Source organism: Streptomyces viridochromogenes (genome assembly GCF_001270495.1).
GTDB classification, from domain to species: domain Bacteria; phylum Actinomycetota; class Actinomycetes; order Streptomycetales; family Streptomycetaceae; genus Streptomyces; species Streptomyces viridochromogenes_A.
In genome coordinates this window covers 1-346 of the sequence record NZ_LGUR01000126.1, presented here as the reverse complement: position 1 = coordinate 346, position 346 = coordinate 1, and the positions used below count along the sequence as shown (strand labels likewise).

At 68.2% G+C, this 346-nt stretch carries 1 protein-coding gene; it reads right to left on the bottom strand.

What is annotated here, in order from left to right:
* On the bottom strand, positions 1-346 hold a 346-nt coding region (locus ADK36_RS14750), incomplete at both ends, for an alpha-amylase family glycosyl hydrolase (RefSeq protein WP_048587659.1).

The following is a 346-nucleotide window of genomic DNA, read 5'->3' as shown; positions in this document are numbered from 1 at the left end:
GCGGTCCGGGGTCCACTGCATGGGGGTGCGGACGGCGTCGCGGTCGCCGAGCCAGATGTTGTCGCCCATGCCGATCTCGTCGCCGTAGTAGAGGATCGGGCTGCCCGGCAGGGCCAGCAGCAGGGCGGTGAACAGCTCGATCGAGTGCCGGTCGTTGTCGAGAAGCGGGGCGAGGCGCCTGCGGATGCCGATGTTGGCCCGCATGCGGGGGTCCTTGGCGTACTCCGCCCACATGTAGTCGCGTTCCTCGTCGGTGACCATTTCGAGGGTCAGCTCGTCGTGGTTGCGCAGGAAGATGCCCCACTGGCAGCCGGAGGGGATGGCCGGCGTCTTGGCGAGGATTTCC